Here is a 17,222-nt window from a genome sequence, read left to right as displayed (position 1 = left end):
CTTCAACTCGATTAAACAGCCACAACATCCAGCAACTGCTCAACCGGACGAACCAATTCCGCGAACATTCGCCGAATCTCGCCATCATTTATAGTGCTCAGCCCTTCCAGTTCCATTGCCACTTGTTCATCCAGCATCTGAATTTGATATAAACCGTAACTTAAGGCTCCCGACCGAATCAGAATGGATTGGGCTTCTTCCAACTTGAGGCTGTCAGTAACCTGCAGCCGAATGGCATCAAAACGCTCCCGTTCCGGGTGATCCACCAAGTGTGCATAAAGGATCGGGAGGGTATAACGCCCATTCAACCAATCTGAGTTCGCCGGCGCTTCCAGGGCGTCGCGCAGATCATCATGGAGCTGGAGCATCACACCGTAATATTGCCCCAGCGCCGATAAGCGTGTGAGATCAGCAGCAGAGGCGCCACCCACGAGACCGCCCAGTGAGAACGCCCCGAAGAAAAACGCGCCGCTTTTCATCACTGCCAGCTGCCAATAGGCCTCTTCCGTTTCAGGGTTACTTGCGTCCAAAGCCTGACCGAACGAAACCTGATATAACACCCTGGAAATTGTCTCAATACCATCTTTATATTGATGCGACGCCTCCGAGAGCCTTCTGAGGACATGGGCCGCCCATCCAGCCAGACCAAGGCTCGTATTGGCAAGCTCACCACAAGAATGCCCCGCCGTTGGACCAACCTCATCGCCATCCAAAATACTATCCACAGAGATAATTGCGGAGAAGAGCAATGTGAGAGATGCATTCGCCATAACCTGCTTTTCAATTACGCCATCATAAGCCGCCGCAATTAAACCCGGGATTAAAATATGCTTAGGTTTATCGTTTATAATCCTAATGACAAACTGCATCAGGTCAGGCCATGGGTTAATAAATTCATCATCCTGTAAATATTGTGTGATCTTTTGGTACATTTTTCTCTCTTCCTGAGGGAGTGCCGATAATTCGGCAAAATTACCGGCACATCCAGTCAATTCTATTCCTCGGTCCACCAGGTCCAGGGATCCAACGAATTGTTCGCCAGAATTTCACTCAATTCGGTCTTACAAACTTTGGCCAATTGAGATAGCCTGGCATCTTGCTTCTGTTCAGCTTGTTGAAGCTGGTTGTAAAATTCTTTCATCAGTCTCACCTCCTTTCTATCGGGAATTTCATAATGGCAAATAAAAATCAATTTTCCCTAAACAAAATCAGAACCGAAACCGTAAAACAATGGTCAGAGCTGTTCTTATCTTTTGTGGTGCTTTGCACATTGCTCTTATTCACCTACACCTTGTTGTTCCTAAGGCCCTATATTGGATTCTTTATCAATTCCAATAACGGGCAGGTTACGGGGGTTGATGAAATTGTCAGTGGTGTTATCCAGGAAGACGACATTATTCTATCGATTAACAATGTAGCACCGCAGGATTTCAACAATTCCTTCGAAGAAAACCCGATCATACAAACCGAAATAGGTGAAAATCTCCATATTACCTTGCTTAGGAATGGGGATGAATTGCAAGTGGACATGCCTAAGCCCGCTGGAAGTGAGCATAGTTTTTTAGCTAGACTTACGGGTGATTGGATCATCCCATATCCATTTTTTGCCGCCGGGTTGATCGCTATTCTCTTCATCCGACCCAGATCAAAAACGCGAACGCTGCTTTACTTTTTCTTCTTTTCTTTTGCAATCTGGATCAGCGCAGGTCAAATTTCATCCATTGGTTATTGGTCCGCAAGTAAAATAATGCGTGTTTTTATTTGGCTCAGCGTTCCAATCGCCATCAATCTCCATTGGCTCTTTCCAATACCTTTTAAAAATTGGAAGAAGTGGGTTGGTGTCATAATTTATATTCTGCCAGTAACCCTAGCCCTATTGGATATCCTAGATTTCCTTCCATCAGGGATCTATTTACTTGGTTTTATCCTGTCCATGGGAAGTTCTCTCACACTGCTAATTATTAAATTCTTTAAATTCAAGGGACTTCGCTCAATGATGTGGTCCTTGCTTGGCTCCTACATCATTGCGATTATTCCCATTATCTTCTTGGCTGTGATGATGTTCATCAATAAGGTCCCCCAGAATTCCAACATCGCCATAATCGGCCTGACTGCAATACCAGGTTTTTATTTCTTTACAGCTTATAAAACCAGTTTGAAACAAGAATTTCCTCGAATCAATGTGGCTATGAGACTCTTCATCAGCGGGATCTTCCTTGCCTTCATCTTTGCCTTTTTCATGGTCATTGCACCTACTGTCTCAATAAATCCAACTCTTCGATCAATCATCTCCTTTGGTTCAACTTTCTTAATCGGACTAACTGGCTTTGGAATGTTGCTGATCATGCCAGCCCTTGCAAACGATCAGATCAACCTCTTTCAGAACCAGTCTTATACATTAAGGTTCAGCGCTAACCGGGCAGCCGCTTTCATCAACTTCCTATTCTTCCTCTCGCCCTTATATGTTTTGGCGCTCCTATCATTTCCTCTTCTTCGAGGAGAGCCTTTCACAACAATTCTGTTCTCATCGATTGTGGCAGTCGTTGGTACCGGACTTTCAGTTCTTTTCTTCAAGTATTTTCTGGCGTTCTTTGATCGCGTGATCCTTGGCATAAAATTGCCCCCAGATAACTTAATCCACCAATTTACGCAGAAAATCACGCTCAGCCTCGATCACCCATCCCTGGTCAATTTGATAAAAGAAGAAATTCTTCCCAGCTTAATGATCCGGGAATCCATTCTTCTTTTATTTGATGGCCAGCCTCAACCAAAAACCTTCTTGCGAACAGGAATCAACGATGAAGAATGCCAGAAGCTGATCCAATCAACAAAACTACAGACGCTTAAATTCTTGCCATCAAACAATTACCTCTGGGACGCCTGTCCCTGGGTTAAACTTGTTTTGCCCTTATCACTGGATGATGAGTTCCTAGGCGTATGGCTATTCGGATGGCGTGACCCAAATAATATCTACGATGAAGGCTTCAAAACCATATTAAAAACCCTGGCCAATCAAACCGCCATAACCCTGCTCAACATCCACCAAAATGAACTATTGGAAACGCTCTACAACGTCAATATGGAAAGGCAAGAAGCTGAAAAAGCAGAGCTCGCCCGGGACCTACATGATGTTTTACTGCCCTCGCTGGGCTACTTGGTGGAATTGCAAAGCAGCAATTCCGACCAAAAAGAGTTTGAGAAAGCCGTTCAGCAGATCAATGATATGGTTCGGGAAATTATGAGCGGCCTACGGCCCTCCAGCCTCGACATGGGCTTAGATGTAGCCATTGAAGAGTTGGCAGATCAGCCCGAAGCACAAATCGGCGGCAAAATCAAGATCGAAACGAATCTCTATGTCCCCAAACCGCTTAATTACGATCAAAATGTTGAGCTTCATCTTTACCGCATCATCCAGCAGGCATGTCATAATGCCTACGAACATGCTCAGGCGCAATCAATCCTGATAACAGGCCGGTTTACCGAAGACGAGTTCAAACTCAGCATTACCGATGATGGCATTGGTCTGCCATTCCAGGGCCCGCCTAATATAAACGAACTTTTAGCGAACCATCACTTCGGTCTGGCAAATATTTTTGAAAGAGCGAAGATCATCAATGCCTCCGTTTCCATTCATTCCTCCCCAAAGCAGGGAACATCGCTGGAACTCAGGTGGACACCGGATTCTACGAGTTAGGTCGTTTAGCTAGGCTTGCATAAATGTGCCTCTCTGGTATAATGTTACGAGTGACTGGTCCTGTACCTGGTCAATTTTGGCTGGGTGCATGGAGACCTGCAAAATAAAACTAATAAGGAGTAGCAGTGTCATGGCTTTAGGAAAAGAAGCAAAAGTAGAAATCATTGATGAATACAAACGGCATGGTGAGGACACAGGTTCCCCTGAGGTCCAAATCGCAATCCTTTCCAAGCGGATCACGCAACTAACAGATCACCTCCGGGTAAATAAGCACGATGAAAGTTCCCGAAGGGGTCTGCTCAAGTTGGTTGGTCAACGCCGCCGTTTACTGGCATACTTGCGCCGTAAAGATTACAAACGTTATCTGGCGCTCACCGAAAAGCTCAAGATCCGCAAAAAATAATTATTGCGTTCTTGAACCTAATCGGGGAAAAACCGCAGAAGAAGCTGATTGCCGAGCCGTTAATCTGGTGTCAATGATAAGACTTCGCAATTAACTACTCTGCGGTAAACTTTTTTAAGTCGTTCAAGGCCGCCGGTCGGGAATTGAAAATTGCTGAGGACGGGTGCCTCACCGGTTTTCAGTCCCTGACTGGGCGGGAAAATTATAGTTGAAGGGATTAATATGAAACCCGAAGTTAAGAATTACCGAGCCAAAGTCGGCGATAAGGAAATTATCATCGAAACTGGCAAGCTGGCCGGACAGGCTGGCGGCGCCGTAACCGTTCAAATGGGTGACAGCGTAATTTTCTGCGCAGCCACAATGGGTGGCGTGCGGGAAGGGCTGGATTTCTTCCCCCTGACCGTGGACTATGAAGAGCGGATGTACGCCGGTGGGCGTATCCCCGGTTCCTTCTTCCGCCGTGAAGGCCGCCCCACCAGTGAGGCCGTCCTCACCGCCCGGATGACCGACCGCCCAATTCGCCCCCTCTTCCCGGATGGGATGCGCAATGAAGTTCAGGTCATCCTGATGTCAATGTCAGCAGATGAAGAAAATCCGCTGGATATCCTTTGCATCAACGCCGCCTCCGCTTCCCTAATGATTTCCGACATCCCCTGGTCTGGCCCCGTCGGCGCCGTCCGGATCGGTTACATCAATGACGAACTCGTCGTCAACCCGACCTTCTCCGAGATGGAAGAATCCAAGCTGGATCTGGTTGTGGCTGGCACCAAAGAAGCTATCGCCATGGTTGAAGCTGGTGCCAACGAAGTCTCCGAGCAGGTGATGATTGAAGCCCTGGAACTGGCCCAAAAATCCATCCAGCCAATCATTGAACTCCAGGAGCAGATGGCTCGTGAACTTGGCAAGACAAAACGTGAAATTGAACTGGTTAGCAAAGACGAGAGCCTTGTTGATACCCTCAAAGCCAAGATCAGCGGCCAGATGCTCGAGATCATGAACCAACCTTACACCAAAGAATCCCTCTATGGCGGCATCAGCGAATTGAAAGATGCTGTTATTGAAGAAATGACCACCGACCAGGTTGAAACCCTGACCGAAGCGGAGCTGAAAGCCCAGAAAAAAGCAATTGCCTCAGCTTTTGAAGATGCTGAGAAAGAAATCATCCGGGACCGCATCATCGCAGAGCGCAAACGCCCCGATGGCCGCGGCCCAGAAGATATACGTGACATTTGGTGCGAAGTTGATGTCAGCCCCCGGGCGCATGGCTCCGGCCTCTTCACCCGCGGTGAGACCCAGGTGCTCACCCTGGCCACCCTTGGCACCCCCAAGGAAGCCCAGGAACTGGACAACCTGGTTCCAACTGACACAAAACGCTACATGCATCACTATAACTTCCCACCTTACTGCGTAGGCGAGACCGGCCGTCTCTTTACCAACCGCCGTTCCATTGGTCACGGTATGCTGGCAGAACGCGCTCTCGTTCCCGTACTTCCGGATGAGTCGGAATTCCCCTACACCCTGCGCCTCGTTTCTGAGGTTATGGCCTCCAATGGTTCCTCGTCGATGGCATCCACCTGTGGATCCACCCTCGCTCTGATGGATACCGGCGTGCCGATCAAACGGCCCGTCTCCGGTGTCGCTATGGGCCTGGTGATGAAAGACAGCAACTATGTGATCTTGACCGATATCCTCGGTATGGAAGATCACCTGGGTGACATGGACTTCAAGGTCACCGGCACCACCGAAGGCATCACAGCCTTACAGATGGATATCAAGATCAGCGGTCTGACGACCGAGATCATGGCCGAAGCCCTCGAACAGGCCCGCAAAGCCCGCTTGCTCATCCTCGGCAAGATGCTCGAAACCATTTCCGAGCCTCGCAGCGAGATCAAGGACCATGCCCCCCGGATCGAGATCATCAAAGTGCCCGTCGACAAGATTGGCGCAGTGATCGGTAAGGGCGGCGAGACCATTCGCTCCCTGCAGGAAGAAACCGGCACCAAGATTGACATCAACGATGACGGCACAGTCTACATCGCCGCAATCGACGGTGAAGGTTACAAAGCCGCCCGCGATCGGATTGAACGCCTGACCGAAGAAGTTGAAATCGGCCGGATTTACACCGGTAAGGTCGTCCGCACAACCGATTTCGGCGCATTCGTCGAGATCCTCCCCGGACAGGATGGCCTGGTGCACATTTCCCAGTTGGACACAAACCACGTCACCAAGGTGACCGATGTCGTCAACGAAGGCGATGAGATCACCGTGATGGTGACCAACATCGACAACCAGGGCCGTGTCCGGCTTTCCCGCCAGGCACTTCTCGAAGGCTGGACCCTCGAAGAAGCCCAGGCTCAGGATAAAGCCAACAATAAGAAGAGCAGCGGTGGCAACCGTGGTGGTGGTAACCGCGGCGGTGGACGCAGCAATAACCGCAGCCGACGCTAAACTAAGCCTGATTAAATAAAAAAGAACTGGCCTCAATTGAGGTCAGTTCTTATTTTTAATTAAAACCGAGGTTGGGCTAATCCTCCAGGCCCCTGCCTTTTCGCAATTGCATGTAAATCGCTTCAAGCTCACTGATCAGCGCATCTTCCTGCTTGGCGAGATACGCCAATATTGCAATTTCATCCTGCAGTGCTGCCCGTCCCTCAACTTCCAAACGGCGGGATTCCTCACCTTGGGAGCCGGTCAGGGAATAAACAACGCCAGCCACCTGTACCAGGTCCCCACCCTCAGGGAGCTTGAAAGTGAGTCGAATCTCGTCCTGACGATTGAAAGGAACTTCAGCAGGCACATCAACGATGACGTGCAACAAATTATCTTCCAACGCTGCCAGGGTCGCCAGAGTGCCATCCAGCGTCCCTCCCATATCCGAATCCAGCTCAACAGTCACCGGTTGATCAGGGGTGATCCAGGAATGATTAAGGTCGTAATGGATCACATGCGGCCGTTTTAGCTTTTCCACCATGACGACTCGATTTGTGTAATCAATGGATATCGGGTTCGCCCGAATAGGGTCGGGAATCCCTTTAATTTGGATATACGTCTGCCGTTCCAATTTGATTGCAGCGATCTGCAGGGGATGGGCGATAAACCCTACATATTCCGTTGAGACCATTGCGACTTCTGCGTCATATGTGACCGGCACCCCCTTGTAATTATTGTATAGGGTGACAGGGCGCTGTTCACGGAGGTGGCACCAGAGATTATCCAGAATCGAATCAGAGTGTTGTTCAGTCTGTATTGTTGTCTCCACGCTCGCTCTCCTTATTTGTTTCACTTAATTATAGGTTACTTCGGGCTGGTTGGCAGAATGGGCATCTCCGGGCCATCCACATTCAGATGCTCCGCCAGGGCTGCTCGAAGCGCCGTCCGATCATCCCAGGGATATTCCACCGTTTCAAAGCACATAGATTGTTCATGACCCTTGCCACAGATAATGACCACATCACCCTTTTCCGCCTTCGCGACTGCCATTCGGATTGCAGTGCCGCGGTCAGGTTCGCGCCAGAAGGTCTCCCCTTCTCTCCCGCCACCCCGTAGGGCGCCTTCAGCCATATCCGCCAAAATGCCTTCCAACGACTCCGTCCGGGGGTCTTCAGCCGTCAGGATGATCTGATCTGCAATGCCAATCGCAATCTCTGGCATCATCTTGCGCTTTTCAACATCACGCAACCCGGCCGAACCAAAAACGGCGATCAGCTTGCCCTCGGCCAATTCGCGGGCTGTCAACAATGCCTGACGGATGCCATTGGGGGTATGCGCAAAATCTGCGATAGCCAGGAAATCCTGCCCAAGATCCACCGCTTCCATCCTTCCAGGCACGATAGGCGTGGTGGCAAAGGCCTCCTGAGCCACATCCACCGGGACATCCAGACCAAAAACTGTCAGCCCCAGAGCTGCCAGCCCATTGGAGACATTGTAGCGGCCGATCAAAGGCGTCCGGATCGCAAAGGTCTTACCCAATCCATGTACCCTGAACCGCAGTTCGCTGGGTGTGTTCTCGATCTCGTCTGCCCAGAGATCCGCTCCTGCCTGCACGCTGTAGGATATCTGCCGCACCTGGGTGATCCTGGATAGATAGGAATAGGATTCATCATCCTTATTCAATAGTGCCAGTGGGGCAACCTGTTTGGAATCTCCCCGAGGTTGCGAAAGCATTTCAAAAAGCAGACCCTTTGCCTCCAGATAGCCCTGATAGGTGCGGTGGTAATCAAGATGTTCATGCGTCACGTTGGTCACGGCTGCGAGGTCATAATCCACCTCGGCTACCCGCTGCTGGACCAGCCCGTGCGAGGTTGTCTCCAGGACCACATGCGTCAGCCCTGCAGCCACCATCTGCGCCAGATAGCGTTGGATGTCAGGGGATTCAGGCGTGGTCACATGGAAACCCGTATCGAGGGTCTCGTCGCCGATCACGGCATTGACGGTGGAGATCATCCCCACGGCCAGGCCAGATGTCTTCAGAATGTGATAAACCAGGTTGGTGGTGGTCGTCTTGCCATCCGTGCCGGTGATGCCGATCACGATCAGCTTGCGCGAGGGATGGCCGTAAAAAGCCGAAGCGAACTGCGCCAGGGCAACCCGGTCATCGCCGGTGATCTGCACATAAGGGACATCCAGTGCCAGCCCGGGCTGCGTGCCGATCACGGCCGCCGCGCCCTTTTCTATCGCTTGTGGAATGTACTTGTGACCATCCGCGCTCTCCCCCACCAGCGCAAAGAAAGCATCACCCGGCTGCACTTTTCGTGAGTCCCAGGCAATCCCGGAGACTTCGGTGTCAGAATAATTGTTGCTGACCCGATCTGCAAGTTCTTCCAGGCAAGTTGACAGTTTTTTGGGGGAGAATGCGTTCAAAGGCTTGTTCCTTTCCACGGTGAGGTGGCGGAGGCAAAGGTTAACGGTTTAATCTTAACCGCATCAGGGGATTAGAACAAGGTGTGGAAGAATATTGTCATTGCGAGGGAGCCGAAGGCGGACGACACCGTCCCCGAAGCGAAGCGGAGAGGAAAACAATCTTAAAAATTACACATTCAAAAAGAACATCTAAAACTGCAATTCATCAAACAAATCCCGCCACTCCGGATTCATTTCCTTTATCAAATCAATCTTCCTTTGCCTTGATCCCCCTTTAATTTGCTTCTCCCTCTCAATCGCATCATCAATATAATCATAGACCTCATAATAGACCAGTTGATTGACGTTGTATCGAGTGGTAAATGAACTGCCCCGCCCCTCCTTATGCTCACTCACCCGACGGTAAAGGTCATTGGTTACCCCAGTGTAAAGTACCCTGTTACTCTGATTGGTCATAATGTATATGAAATACGTCTTTTCTGCCATTTCCACCCTTTTAACGCATACTGTATTGGCTGTTCAGCCCTCTTTTTTTATCATTGCAGAACCACCACATCTTGTCATTGCGAGGAACGAAGCAATCTATTCCTTTATTACATCCCGGCTCTTATCCTGAATCAGAAACCTGAAATGGGATTGCTTCGCAAGCTCGCAATGACAAAATCTGTTCCCTTGTCATTGCGAGGGAGCCGTAGGCGGACGAAGCAATCTCTTCCCTTTGCTATCCAGGCCCACATCCCAGGGCAGAAGCCCAAATTTGAATTGCTTCGCAAGCTCGCAATAGCAAAATCTATTCCCTTGTCATTGCGAGGCCACCACATCTTGTCATTGCGAGGAACGAAGCAATCTTTTCCTTTACTGCATCCCAGCTCTTATCCCAGATCAGAAACCTGCAATGGGATTGCTTCGCAAGCTCGCAATGACAAAATCTGTTCCCTTGTCATTGCGAGGGAGCTGCAGGCGGACGAAGCGATCTCTCCCCTTATGCTATCCAGGCCCACATCCTAGGGGCAGAAGCCCAAATTGAGATTGCTTCGTTCCTCGCAATGACAAGAAAATGATACTTTCCTATCCCTCGTTATCCTGCCCCTCGTCCTCGGGCGCATCCCCCTCTTCCGCTGCCTGCTGTTCAAGCCTGGCCTGTTCAGCCTTCAGCTGCTTGACCGCACCGCGAGAGATCAGATACGCACCGCCAAGGGAGATCGGCATGCTGGCGATCAGCAGGATCAGCGTCCAGCGCAGGTCAGTACCAGCCTGCCGGTCGATCATGAAGCCGGCAAGAGCCGCCAGCCCGGCAATCACAAAGGTCAGGCAGCCTGAACCCAGGCTGACCATGAGCATGCGGGAGATGGATTTTGATGGACTGTTGGGATTATTATTTTTCATAACAAGATTTTTTCCCATTCTCTAGATACCTGACACTAGTTTCCTAATCTTCTTCGTTTGTTTTCTTCGACGCTTCCCCCATCACCGGATTCTTCTCCAAATACGCCTTCCTAACCTCCTCAGGCACGTTATTCAACGGGCAGGAGAAGTTCACGCAGCGGTTGCAGATCTCGCTATAGAGCAAATACCCAAAGCTGGCAGCGCAGACCAACCCGATCCCGGCCAGCAGGTACTGCCCGCCCACCACGGTGAAAACCAACGGATAGAGCAGGAAGATCAGCACACCAATGATGAACTGTATCTGTTCAGACTTATTCATCGGCTCCGGGTGGTAAGGCCAGATCTTGATCACACCGTAATTGGCATGACAGTGCAGGATGCGCCCCTCTTCCGCCCAATAGGGGCAGTGACTGCAAAGGACACGTGCTTCCCAGACAAAAAAGAAGAAGAGCATATAGCCCAGCCAGCCAAACAGCCACCAGCCAAACCCAGCCCTGATCATGCCCCCGATGCTGGCCGTGAAGAAGGGTAAAACGATCATGAAGAAATGCAGGGTGTCACGGAACTGATAGCGGCACATCAGATGCCCCTTCAAGCCGCAGCCCTTGCAAACCCTTTCCGGTAAATTGGTGCAGATTTCATCTGCCATTGGGAAAACCCATCCTTTCCTTTGCTGCTTCTATTTTAGGACGGATTCAGAAAATCAGCGTTCTTTTTATTTACGCCAGACTATTTCCCTATCCCCTGCACAGTGCGGCCCAGGATGAACAACGCACCCCACAGCACCAGCGCCACCAGTCCAAACCAAAGCGAAAGTTTGGCATCCAGTCCCCAAAGTGCAGAGATGCTCAGGTCCATATCCATCACGGCCACCGGCACAGGCACCAATTCTTCCGCTTCCTCATCATAAAAGCCAAAGGAGACATAAACCTTCCCCGCGAACTCACCCTCAGTGGAGGCGTTAATCGCCCAGCTTTCCTCCAGGGCTTGCCCTTCCGAGAGGTTGGCCTGCACCAGTCCGGGCGGTTCCAGCGTCAGCCCCGAGAACACCGGCTCAATCAGCACGATCTGGGCGCTCCGATCTGCCTGCGCAGTCCCATCGGTTTCCACCAGGGTCACCCGCAGGTCCGCGCCCTCCCCTTTACGCAGCCAGATCGGCCAGTTAATGGTAAGCGTATATTCCGCCTGGCTGGCATACTCGGTCCCCTCAGGGGCAGCCGGCAAGATCCCCGCTGGAATGGTCAGCTGTTTTGAATCAGACGACCCCGGCCAAACACCCCAGCCGAGAATCATCAAGCCCAGTAACAAAAACAACAAGCTGAGTCCAAACAGCCCTTGTCCCAAAGCCTTCTTCTGCTGATATTTCTTTTCCGATTTCATCCGAGCCATATCAACACCGCCATACTGACGATAAAAATCCCCGCGATACCCCAGGTCAGCCCTAAGTGACCCTCCTGCAGGGCAAAATACCCAGCCAGAGGTAATAAAATCTGCAATGCCAATAAGCCAATCCGTAATTTGGGGCGGATGGCCTTCATTTTTTCCGTTTTGATGCTGGTTTCCGTCATCTTGTCATCCTAGATCAATAAACTGATCAGCAAAGCCGTCAGGGCCACGGTCCCAATCGTGACCGCGCCGTAACCGAGTAATTTCCGCATCACTGAGCCTTCCTGCCCGGCCAGCCCTACTGTGCTGCAGCCCACGATCACTTTCGCCGGGGCCAGCACGCTCCCCAAAGCGCCGCCTGCCGACTGTGCGCCCAGGATCAAGGGAATGCTCAGGTTCAGAAGCTGAGCGGCGTTCATCTGCAGCGCTGCAAAAAGCACGTTGGAGTTATTGTTGCTGCCGGTGATGAACGCACCCAGCGCGCCAATGAAGGGCGCGATTGCCGGGTAAACCGCACGACTAATGCCTTCACTGAGCCCCTGCGCCAGCAGGTAGGTCATACCACTATGCAGCATTACCGAAGCCAAACCGACCATTCCCAGGATTCCCAGGCTGGAATTCACACCGCTTTTGACCACCAGGCCCAGGATCGAGCGCAGAGCGCCTTTCCTGATATAGCCTACGCGACGGTAAATGATATATGAAATGATACAGGTATAGAGCAGGATCGCACCAGGATGCCCAAAGATATTGATCCTCCGTCCCGGCCCGGCAGCAGTCTCCCAGCCCAGGCTTGTGGTCAGCGCGGGGAAATTCAAGGTCACCCGCACCAGGCTCAGGAAATTATCAACCGGTTCAATCAGGTTGATCGAAAAGGCCAGCACCACCAGCAGCCCATAGGACACTAATGACAACCAGAGCGACTTGCCTTTGTCCTCTTCCGCCTCAGGGGGCAGACTATCAGCCTCAGGTTTCATCCGGTAGGCCGGCAGCCGCATCCACAGCAGCCCGACCAGCAAGCCGGAAATCCCGGCCCCGGTTGCGCCGAGGGTCCAAAGCCCATTTGTTGCCAGCAGATATTGAACCGTCCCCATCACCAGCCCAATCACCACCACCGGCGCCACCGCCCGCTTCAATCCCTTCCAGCCATTACCAATCAGCGCTACCAGCAAGCCGCTGGGGATGCTGGCGATGCCTAAAAGGAGCGCGGTGAAAGGCGCCAGAACTTCACCGGGCAGCCCGGTGATCGCCATCAGGGTCTGGAATGCAGAAGCCAGTGAGCCAAACGAGACCGCCCAGCCATGCCCAATCGCGGCCATTGCCACAGCCGCCACAGGGGAATAACCGAGGCCCACCAAAAGCGGTGCGCAGACCGCCACTGGCACGCCGAAACCACCCATCCCCTGCAGGAAGGACACCATCAGCCAGCCGATCAGCAGAGATTGCATTACCCGATCGCCGGTCATGGCGGGCAGGGCGCGTCCGATCATCCGAATCGCGCCGGCTTCTCGGGCGATGTTAAAAAGTAATAAGGCTGTCCAAATAATGAAGAGCACATCCAGGCTGAGCAGGACCGCCTTCACCTGGGCATAGGCCAGCAATTCAAACCCTGAACCAAAGGCCAGCGCCGCCACGATCAACGCCGTGAACCAGCCCAAACCGCCAGCCCGACTCCCGCCCCAGCGGAACACCAGCATCAGCACGACCACGACCAGCACTGGCAGAAATGCCAGTAGCCAATTCCAGATGGATAACGATAATTTCATTCAGTCGTCTTTCAACTCAGTTTAAGGATAGTCCGCTTATTCCACGCGGAGGGTCTCGCCAACCACTTGCATCTGCGCCTGCAATGTCTCCGCATAGCCCGGCTGGCCGCCGCCGATGAACACCGTAAAATCGCCAGGTTCGATAACCCAGTTGCCTTCCTCATCCACCAGCGCAAAGGCTCGTGGCGGAACGGAGAGGGTCACTCGCTGTTCACTGCCAGGCCCCAAACGCACCCGTTTGAAGTCTGCCAGCGAATGTCGCGGAATAGGCAGCGAGGCAACTTCATCGCGCAGATAAACCTGCACGACCTCATCACCCGTGAATTCGCCGGTGTTCCGAACAACACAGGATATCTCCAGGGTATTTGGCGCTTCCATTCGATTAAAATTCAAGGCCAGGTCAGCGTATTCAAATGACGTGTAGCTCAGCCCAAAGCCAAAGGGATAAAGCACGTCACCATCGAAATAACGATAGGTGCGGCCCTGCATGTCATAGTCTTCATAAGGTGGCAGCTGATCCACGGATTGATAGAAGGTCACTGGCAGCCGCCCGCCGGGATTATAGTCGCCAAACAAAACCTCAGCCACCGCCCGGCCGCCGGCTTCTCCCGGATACCAGGCTTCAAGGATGGCAGGGATGTGTTCCTGCGCCCAGTTGATCGCCAAAGCGCTGCCATTCAGCAGGACCAGCACCACTGGCGTCCCCGTCTCAGCAACAGCCTCCAACAATGCCTGCTGCATGCCCGGCAAGGCCAGGTCCGTCCGGTCACCATTGGATTGCAATCCCTCTGCCACGCCTTCCTGCTGGCTTTCCTCGCCTTCCACTAGTTGCGATAAACCCAAAACAACAATGGCCAGATCCGCTTTTTTGGCGAGCTTGACCGCTGCTTTGATGCCCTTTTTATCCGTCCCGAGGATGTCACATCCGGGTTCATATGCCACTTCCGTCTGTCCGGGGAGGATCGAGCGGATACCCTCGAGAACCGTCACCGATTGAGTCGGTGTGCCATAATAGTTTCCCCGCAGGACCAGTTCGTCATCCGCATTGGGCCCAATCACCGCCACCTGCTTGAGACCCTTGCTCAATGGCAGCAAATTTCCCTCGTTCTTCAATAGCACCAGTGACTGACGGGCCACTTCCAACGCCAAAGCCTGATTCGCCGGGGAACCCACAACCTCAACCGGAATTTGCGCATAGGGCACCCGGCCATCAGTTTCGAACATCCCCAGCCGGAAACGCAGCTCAAAAAGGTTGACCAAAGCCCGGTCAATATCCCTTTCCAGGATCAGGCCATTGCCCAGCGCGCCAAAAAGGTTCTCGAAAGTACAGCCGCAGTTCAGGTCGCAGCCGGCCTTCACCGATTTAGCCGCCGCCTCCTCAGGGGTATCCACCAGGTGATGATGGGTATAAATATCCTTGATCGCGCCGCAGTCCGAAACGATATAGCCCCGGAAGCCCAATTCCCGACGTAAACCATATTGCAAAAGGTACGGGCTGGCACAACAAGCCTCGCCATTCACTCGGTTATACGCGCCCATCACCCCAGCCACTTTCCCTTCCTTTATCAGAGCTTCAAACGCGGGCAGATAGGTCATCTTGAAATCCCGTACGCTCACCTCAGCGTTAAATTCATGCCGAGTCGCTTCGGGCCCGGAATAGGCCACGTAATGTTTGGCGCAGGCAGCAGTTTTGAGATACTCGGGATGGTCCCCCTGCAGCCCATGGACATAAGCCAGGCCGAGACGCGAAGTCAGGTGGGGATCTTCGCCATAAGTCTCCTGGCCGCGCCCCCAGCGGGGATCACGGAAGATATTGACATTGGGAGACCACATCGTCAGACCTGTATAGCGAGAATGCTCGCCCTTGCGCAGGGCTTCATGATGCTTGGCTCGCACCTCATCGGAGATCGCATTCGCCATCTGGTGAACCAGGGTCACATTCCAAGTTGCGGCTATCCCGATCGCCTGGGGAAACACGGTCGCCTTGCCAGCGCGGGCGACGCCATGCAGGGCCTCATTCCACCAGTTATAGGCAGGCACACCCAGCCTTTCAATCGCTACGGAATCATCAAGCATGGAGCTGACCTTCTCGGCCAGAGTCATTCTGGAGATCAGATCCCTGGCGCGGTCCTTAGGCCGGGCATTCGGGTTCAAATAAAGAGGTTCGAGGTCATAATAATCGGTCAAGCCAATCTCCTATCACAGTGTTAGAGGAATTATAAACGTAAATCCCCTCTAGGGCATTTACCACCAAACCTTCCCAGATAGACCAATAATGGTAAAATAGTGAAGCGTTCTGGGGCAGTGGCGGAATGGCAGACGCAACGGACTTAAAATCCGTCGGTAGTAGTACCGTGTGGGTTCGACTCCCACCTGCCCTATTGAATGCTCACCTATAGGCATACGGAATCCGTATGCCTTTTTTAATTATCAACAGATCAACAAGTTCGAGGCGGGGAATCTCCAAAAATTATTCTTTGTCCGGGGGCTTTTGGCGACAACCGAAAAGAAATCCTAATGTTACAGATGCAATATTCGTCAGTAATTTTCTTGACAGGAGCCGTTGCTTCACAAACGATAAAGCGCTGAGTCATAAATCAAAGCCGTCAACCAATATGATTTCCCTTCCGGTTGCCTAGCTTGTATAATGAACTTACACCTCGATAAATCCAGCTCCCTTTGAAGTTAATATGACATAAAAATGGGGTGTAAGATCATGTTCGCTGTATTCACAAGAACCTGGAGGGGTATCTATGAATAACCATAACGTAAATGATTATTCTGGTTCTCAGGAAGATAATGAAGCAACGAAATCCACAGATCGGGGTGTCGAGAATGTATGGCAACAGCACAATGCAGACGATGTTGCCTATCAACGTCAGGCGCAGGTGACCTGGTGGACCCTGATGGGTGGAATCGCTTTAGGAGCGCTATTGACCCAGTTCGACCAATTGCTTGCTGAAACTCAAATGGGCAATGGGTATTATTTTCTATATTTCATTGCTACCTGTTTTGTGATAATCAATAGCTGGGTCCAAACTGCGTGGGGCGCGCTGGTGCTCTGTTGGCCGATTTCTGTAACTTCGTCTATGATCTTATTCTTTGGCAACCTATCCTGTTGTGTTGCAGCTCTCTCAATAACCAATCCCAGCCGCTGGCTAATGGGCATGGCGGGTGTGATATTCTTTGCAGTTCTGATGCAATTTTTCTTTAGGAAACAACAAGGCTGGAGCACTCTGACACAAGACGCAATAAAGCACGCAAAACTGGGGATTGCGGTTTATATCGGATTAATTATCCTCCTCCTGATCATGGTTGCCATTCTGTCCCTATTTCCAAATAAATGGTTGGAAATTCTGTTCGGTTTTCTAGCATTAGTTTTTTCATCCTTGGCTTTATATTGGCAACACCTGGGTATGCAGCGAGAAAAAGCAGGCTTGCACATTGCCCGAGTTTTATTTATTCAAAACTCGACAGTAGTTTGGGTTCGACTAACCACCTGCCCCATTGGAATGTTACTTTTAAAAGGTTGAAAAAGACACAGCACTAGATCTAGAAGGACCGATATACTTTCTTGAGGGTATCGGTATTATTTAGATCCAAAATTTTAAAAATAATACGTAGCTATGATCCATTTGCCCTTTTAGATAAATATTGAATGGATAAACAGCCACCATTGATTTATGGTAGTGCTTTTTCAAAAGGCCAATAGTCAATCAATATCTTT

15 protein-coding genes and 1 tRNA gene are annotated in these 17,222 nt (G+C 51.4%); 5 read left to right on the top strand and 11 right to left on the bottom strand.

Annotated elements, in window-relative coordinates:
* Positions 1–11: 11 nt before the first annotated feature.
* Both JR338_12060 and JR338_12055 read right to left on the bottom strand, forming a co-directional pair.
* Positions 12–932 (bottom strand): polyprenyl synthetase family protein, encoded by a 921-nt coding sequence (locus JR338_12060; protein ID QRN83119.1) that lies wholly within the window; start codon positions 930–932, stop codon positions 12–14.
* 62 nt (positions 933–994) lie between these two features.
* Positions 995–1,141 (bottom strand): hypothetical protein, encoded by a 147-nt coding sequence (locus JR338_12055; protein ID QRN83118.1) that lies wholly within the window; start codon positions 1,139–1,141, stop codon positions 995–997.
* 33 nt (positions 1,142–1,174) lie between these two features.
* On the opposite strand from JR338_12055, the gene JR338_12050 reads away from it, so the two are divergent.
* The 3 genes from JR338_12050 (at position 1,175) to pnp (ending at position 6,545) form a co-directional block, all read left to right on the top strand.
* The gene (locus tag JR338_12050; protein QRN83117.1) at positions 1,175–3,694 is read left to right on the top strand and encodes a hypothetical protein; all 2,520 of its coding nucleotides are present in this window, start codon (positions 1,175–1,177) and stop codon (positions 3,692–3,694) included.
* A 130-nt stretch (positions 3,695–3,824) separates the two neighbouring features.
* Positions 3,825–4,097, top strand: coding sequence for a 30S ribosomal protein S15 (rpsO, locus tag JR338_12045; GenBank protein ID QRN83116.1), 273 nt, complete (start codon positions 3,825–3,827; stop codon positions 4,095–4,097).
* A 222-nt stretch (positions 4,098–4,319) separates the two neighbouring features.
* Positions 4,320–6,545 carry a polyribonucleotide nucleotidyltransferase gene (pnp, locus tag JR338_12040; protein ID QRN83115.1) on the top strand — a complete coding sequence of 742 codons (2,226 nt, stop codon included), beginning with the start codon at positions 4,320–4,322 and terminating at the stop codon, positions 6,543–6,545.
* Between the two features lie 76 nt (positions 6,546–6,621).
* On the opposite strand, the gene JR338_12035 is transcribed toward pnp, so the two are convergent.
* From JR338_12035 to JR338_11995, 9 genes are all read right to left on the bottom strand, one after another.
* Positions 6,622–7,356 carry a hypothetical protein gene (locus JR338_12035; protein ID QRN83114.1) on the bottom strand — a complete coding sequence of 245 codons (735 nt, stop codon included), beginning with the start codon at positions 7,354–7,356 and terminating at the stop codon, positions 6,622–6,624.
* A gap of 35 nt (positions 7,357–7,391) precedes the next feature.
* Positions 7,392–8,957, bottom strand: a complete 1,566-nt coding sequence (locus JR338_12030) for a UDP-N-acetylmuramoyl-L-alanyl-D-glutamate--2,6-diaminopimelate ligase (protein ID QRN83113.1) — start codon at positions 8,955–8,957, stop codon at positions 7,392–7,394.
* A 189-nt stretch (positions 8,958–9,146) separates the two neighbouring features.
* Complete coding sequence (locus tag JR338_12025; protein ID QRN84435.1) at positions 9,147–9,413, bottom strand: GIY-YIG nuclease family protein; 267 nt, start codon at positions 9,411–9,413, stop codon at positions 9,147–9,149.
* Positions 9,414–10,025: 612 nt separating this feature from the next.
* A complete protein-coding gene (locus JR338_12020; protein QRN83112.1) occupies positions 10,026–10,343 on the bottom strand; it encodes a hypothetical protein in 318 nt (105 codons plus the stop codon).
* Between the two features lie 43 nt (positions 10,344–10,386).
* Positions 10,387–10,992, bottom strand: a complete 606-nt coding sequence (locus JR338_12015) for a hypothetical protein (protein ID QRN83111.1) — start codon at positions 10,990–10,992, stop codon at positions 10,387–10,389.
* An 80-nt stretch (positions 10,993–11,072) separates the two neighbouring features.
* Positions 11,073–11,732, bottom strand: coding sequence for a hypothetical protein (locus JR338_12010; protein ID QRN83110.1), 660 nt, complete (start codon positions 11,730–11,732; stop codon positions 11,073–11,075).
* Entirely contained in the window at positions 11,720–11,911 is a 192-nt protein-coding gene (locus tag JR338_12005) for a hypothetical protein (protein ID QRN83109.1), read from the bottom strand. Before JR338_12005 ends, JR338_12010 begins: the two co-directional genes overlap by 13 nt.
* A gap of 9 nt (positions 11,912–11,920) precedes the next feature.
* A complete protein-coding gene (locus JR338_12000) occupies positions 11,921–13,495 on the bottom strand; it encodes an L-lactate permease (GenBank protein ID QRN83108.1) in 1,575 nt (524 codons plus the stop codon).
* A gap of 36 nt (positions 13,496–13,531) precedes the next feature.
* Entirely contained in the window at positions 13,532–15,682 is a 2,151-nt protein-coding gene (locus tag JR338_11995) for a glycoside hydrolase family 3 C-terminal domain-containing protein (protein QRN83107.1), read from the bottom strand.
* A gap of 111 nt (positions 15,683–15,793) precedes the next feature.
* Here JR338_11995 and JR338_11990 point away from each other — a divergent pair.
* A tRNA-Leu gene (locus tag JR338_11990) sits at positions 15,794–15,876 on the top strand.
* A gap of 372 nt (positions 15,877–16,248) precedes the next feature.
* A complete protein-coding gene (locus tag JR338_11985; GenBank protein ID QRN83106.1) occupies positions 16,249–17,028 on the top strand; it encodes a hypothetical protein in 780 nt (259 codons plus the stop codon).
* The last annotated feature ends 194 nt before the right edge of the window (positions 17,029–17,222 follow it).

The sequence above is a fragment of the Chloroflexota bacterium genome, from assembly GCA_016887485.1.
Lineage (GTDB): Bacteria > Chloroflexota > Anaerolineae > Anaerolineales > Anaerolineaceae > Brevifilum.
Note: the sequence above shows the minus strand (reverse complement) of the source record. Positions and strands in the feature narration are given on the sequence as shown.

Excerpts from the sequence above, each read along its gene's own strand:
- JR338_12060 (QRN83119.1), bottom strand. The coding sequence starts at position 932 with ATGTACCAAAAGATCACACAATATTTACAGGATGATGAATTTATTAAC.
- JR338_12055 (QRN83118.1), bottom strand. The coding sequence starts at position 1,141 with ATGAAAGAATTTTACAACCAGCTTCAACAAGCTGAACAGAAGCAAGAT.
- JR338_12050 (QRN83117.1), top strand. The coding sequence starts at position 1,175 with ATGGCAAATAAAAATCAATTTTCCCTAAACAAAATCAGAACCGAAACC.
- rpsO (QRN83116.1), top strand. The coding sequence starts at position 3,825 with ATGGCTTTAGGAAAAGAAGCAAAAGTAGAAATCATTGATGAATACAAA.
- pnp (QRN83115.1), top strand. The coding sequence starts at position 4,320 with ATGAAACCCGAAGTTAAGAATTACCGAGCCAAAGTCGGCGATAAGGAA.
- JR338_12025 (QRN84435.1), bottom strand. The coding sequence starts at position 9,413 with ATGACCAATCAGAGTAACAGGGTACTTTACACTGGGGTAACCAATGAC.
- JR338_12020 (QRN83112.1), bottom strand. The coding sequence starts at position 10,343 with ATGAAAAATAATAATCCCAACAGTCCATCAAAATCCATCTCCCGCATG.
- JR338_12015 (QRN83111.1), bottom strand. The coding sequence starts at position 10,992 with ATGGCAGATGAAATCTGCACCAATTTACCGGAAAGGGTTTGCAAGGGC.
- JR338_12010 (QRN83110.1), bottom strand. The coding sequence starts at position 11,732 with ATGGCTCGGATGAAATCGGAAAAGAAATATCAGCAGAAGAAGGCTTTG.
- JR338_12005 (QRN83109.1), bottom strand. The coding sequence starts at position 11,911 with ATGACGGAAACCAGCATCAAAACGGAAAAAATGAAGGCCATCCGCCCC.
- JR338_12000 (QRN83108.1), bottom strand. The coding sequence starts at position 13,495 with ATGAAATTATCGTTATCCATCTGGAATTGGCTACTGGCATTTCTGCCA.
- JR338_11985 (QRN83106.1), top strand. The coding sequence starts at position 16,249 with ATGAATAACCATAACGTAAATGATTATTCTGGTTCTCAGGAAGATAAT.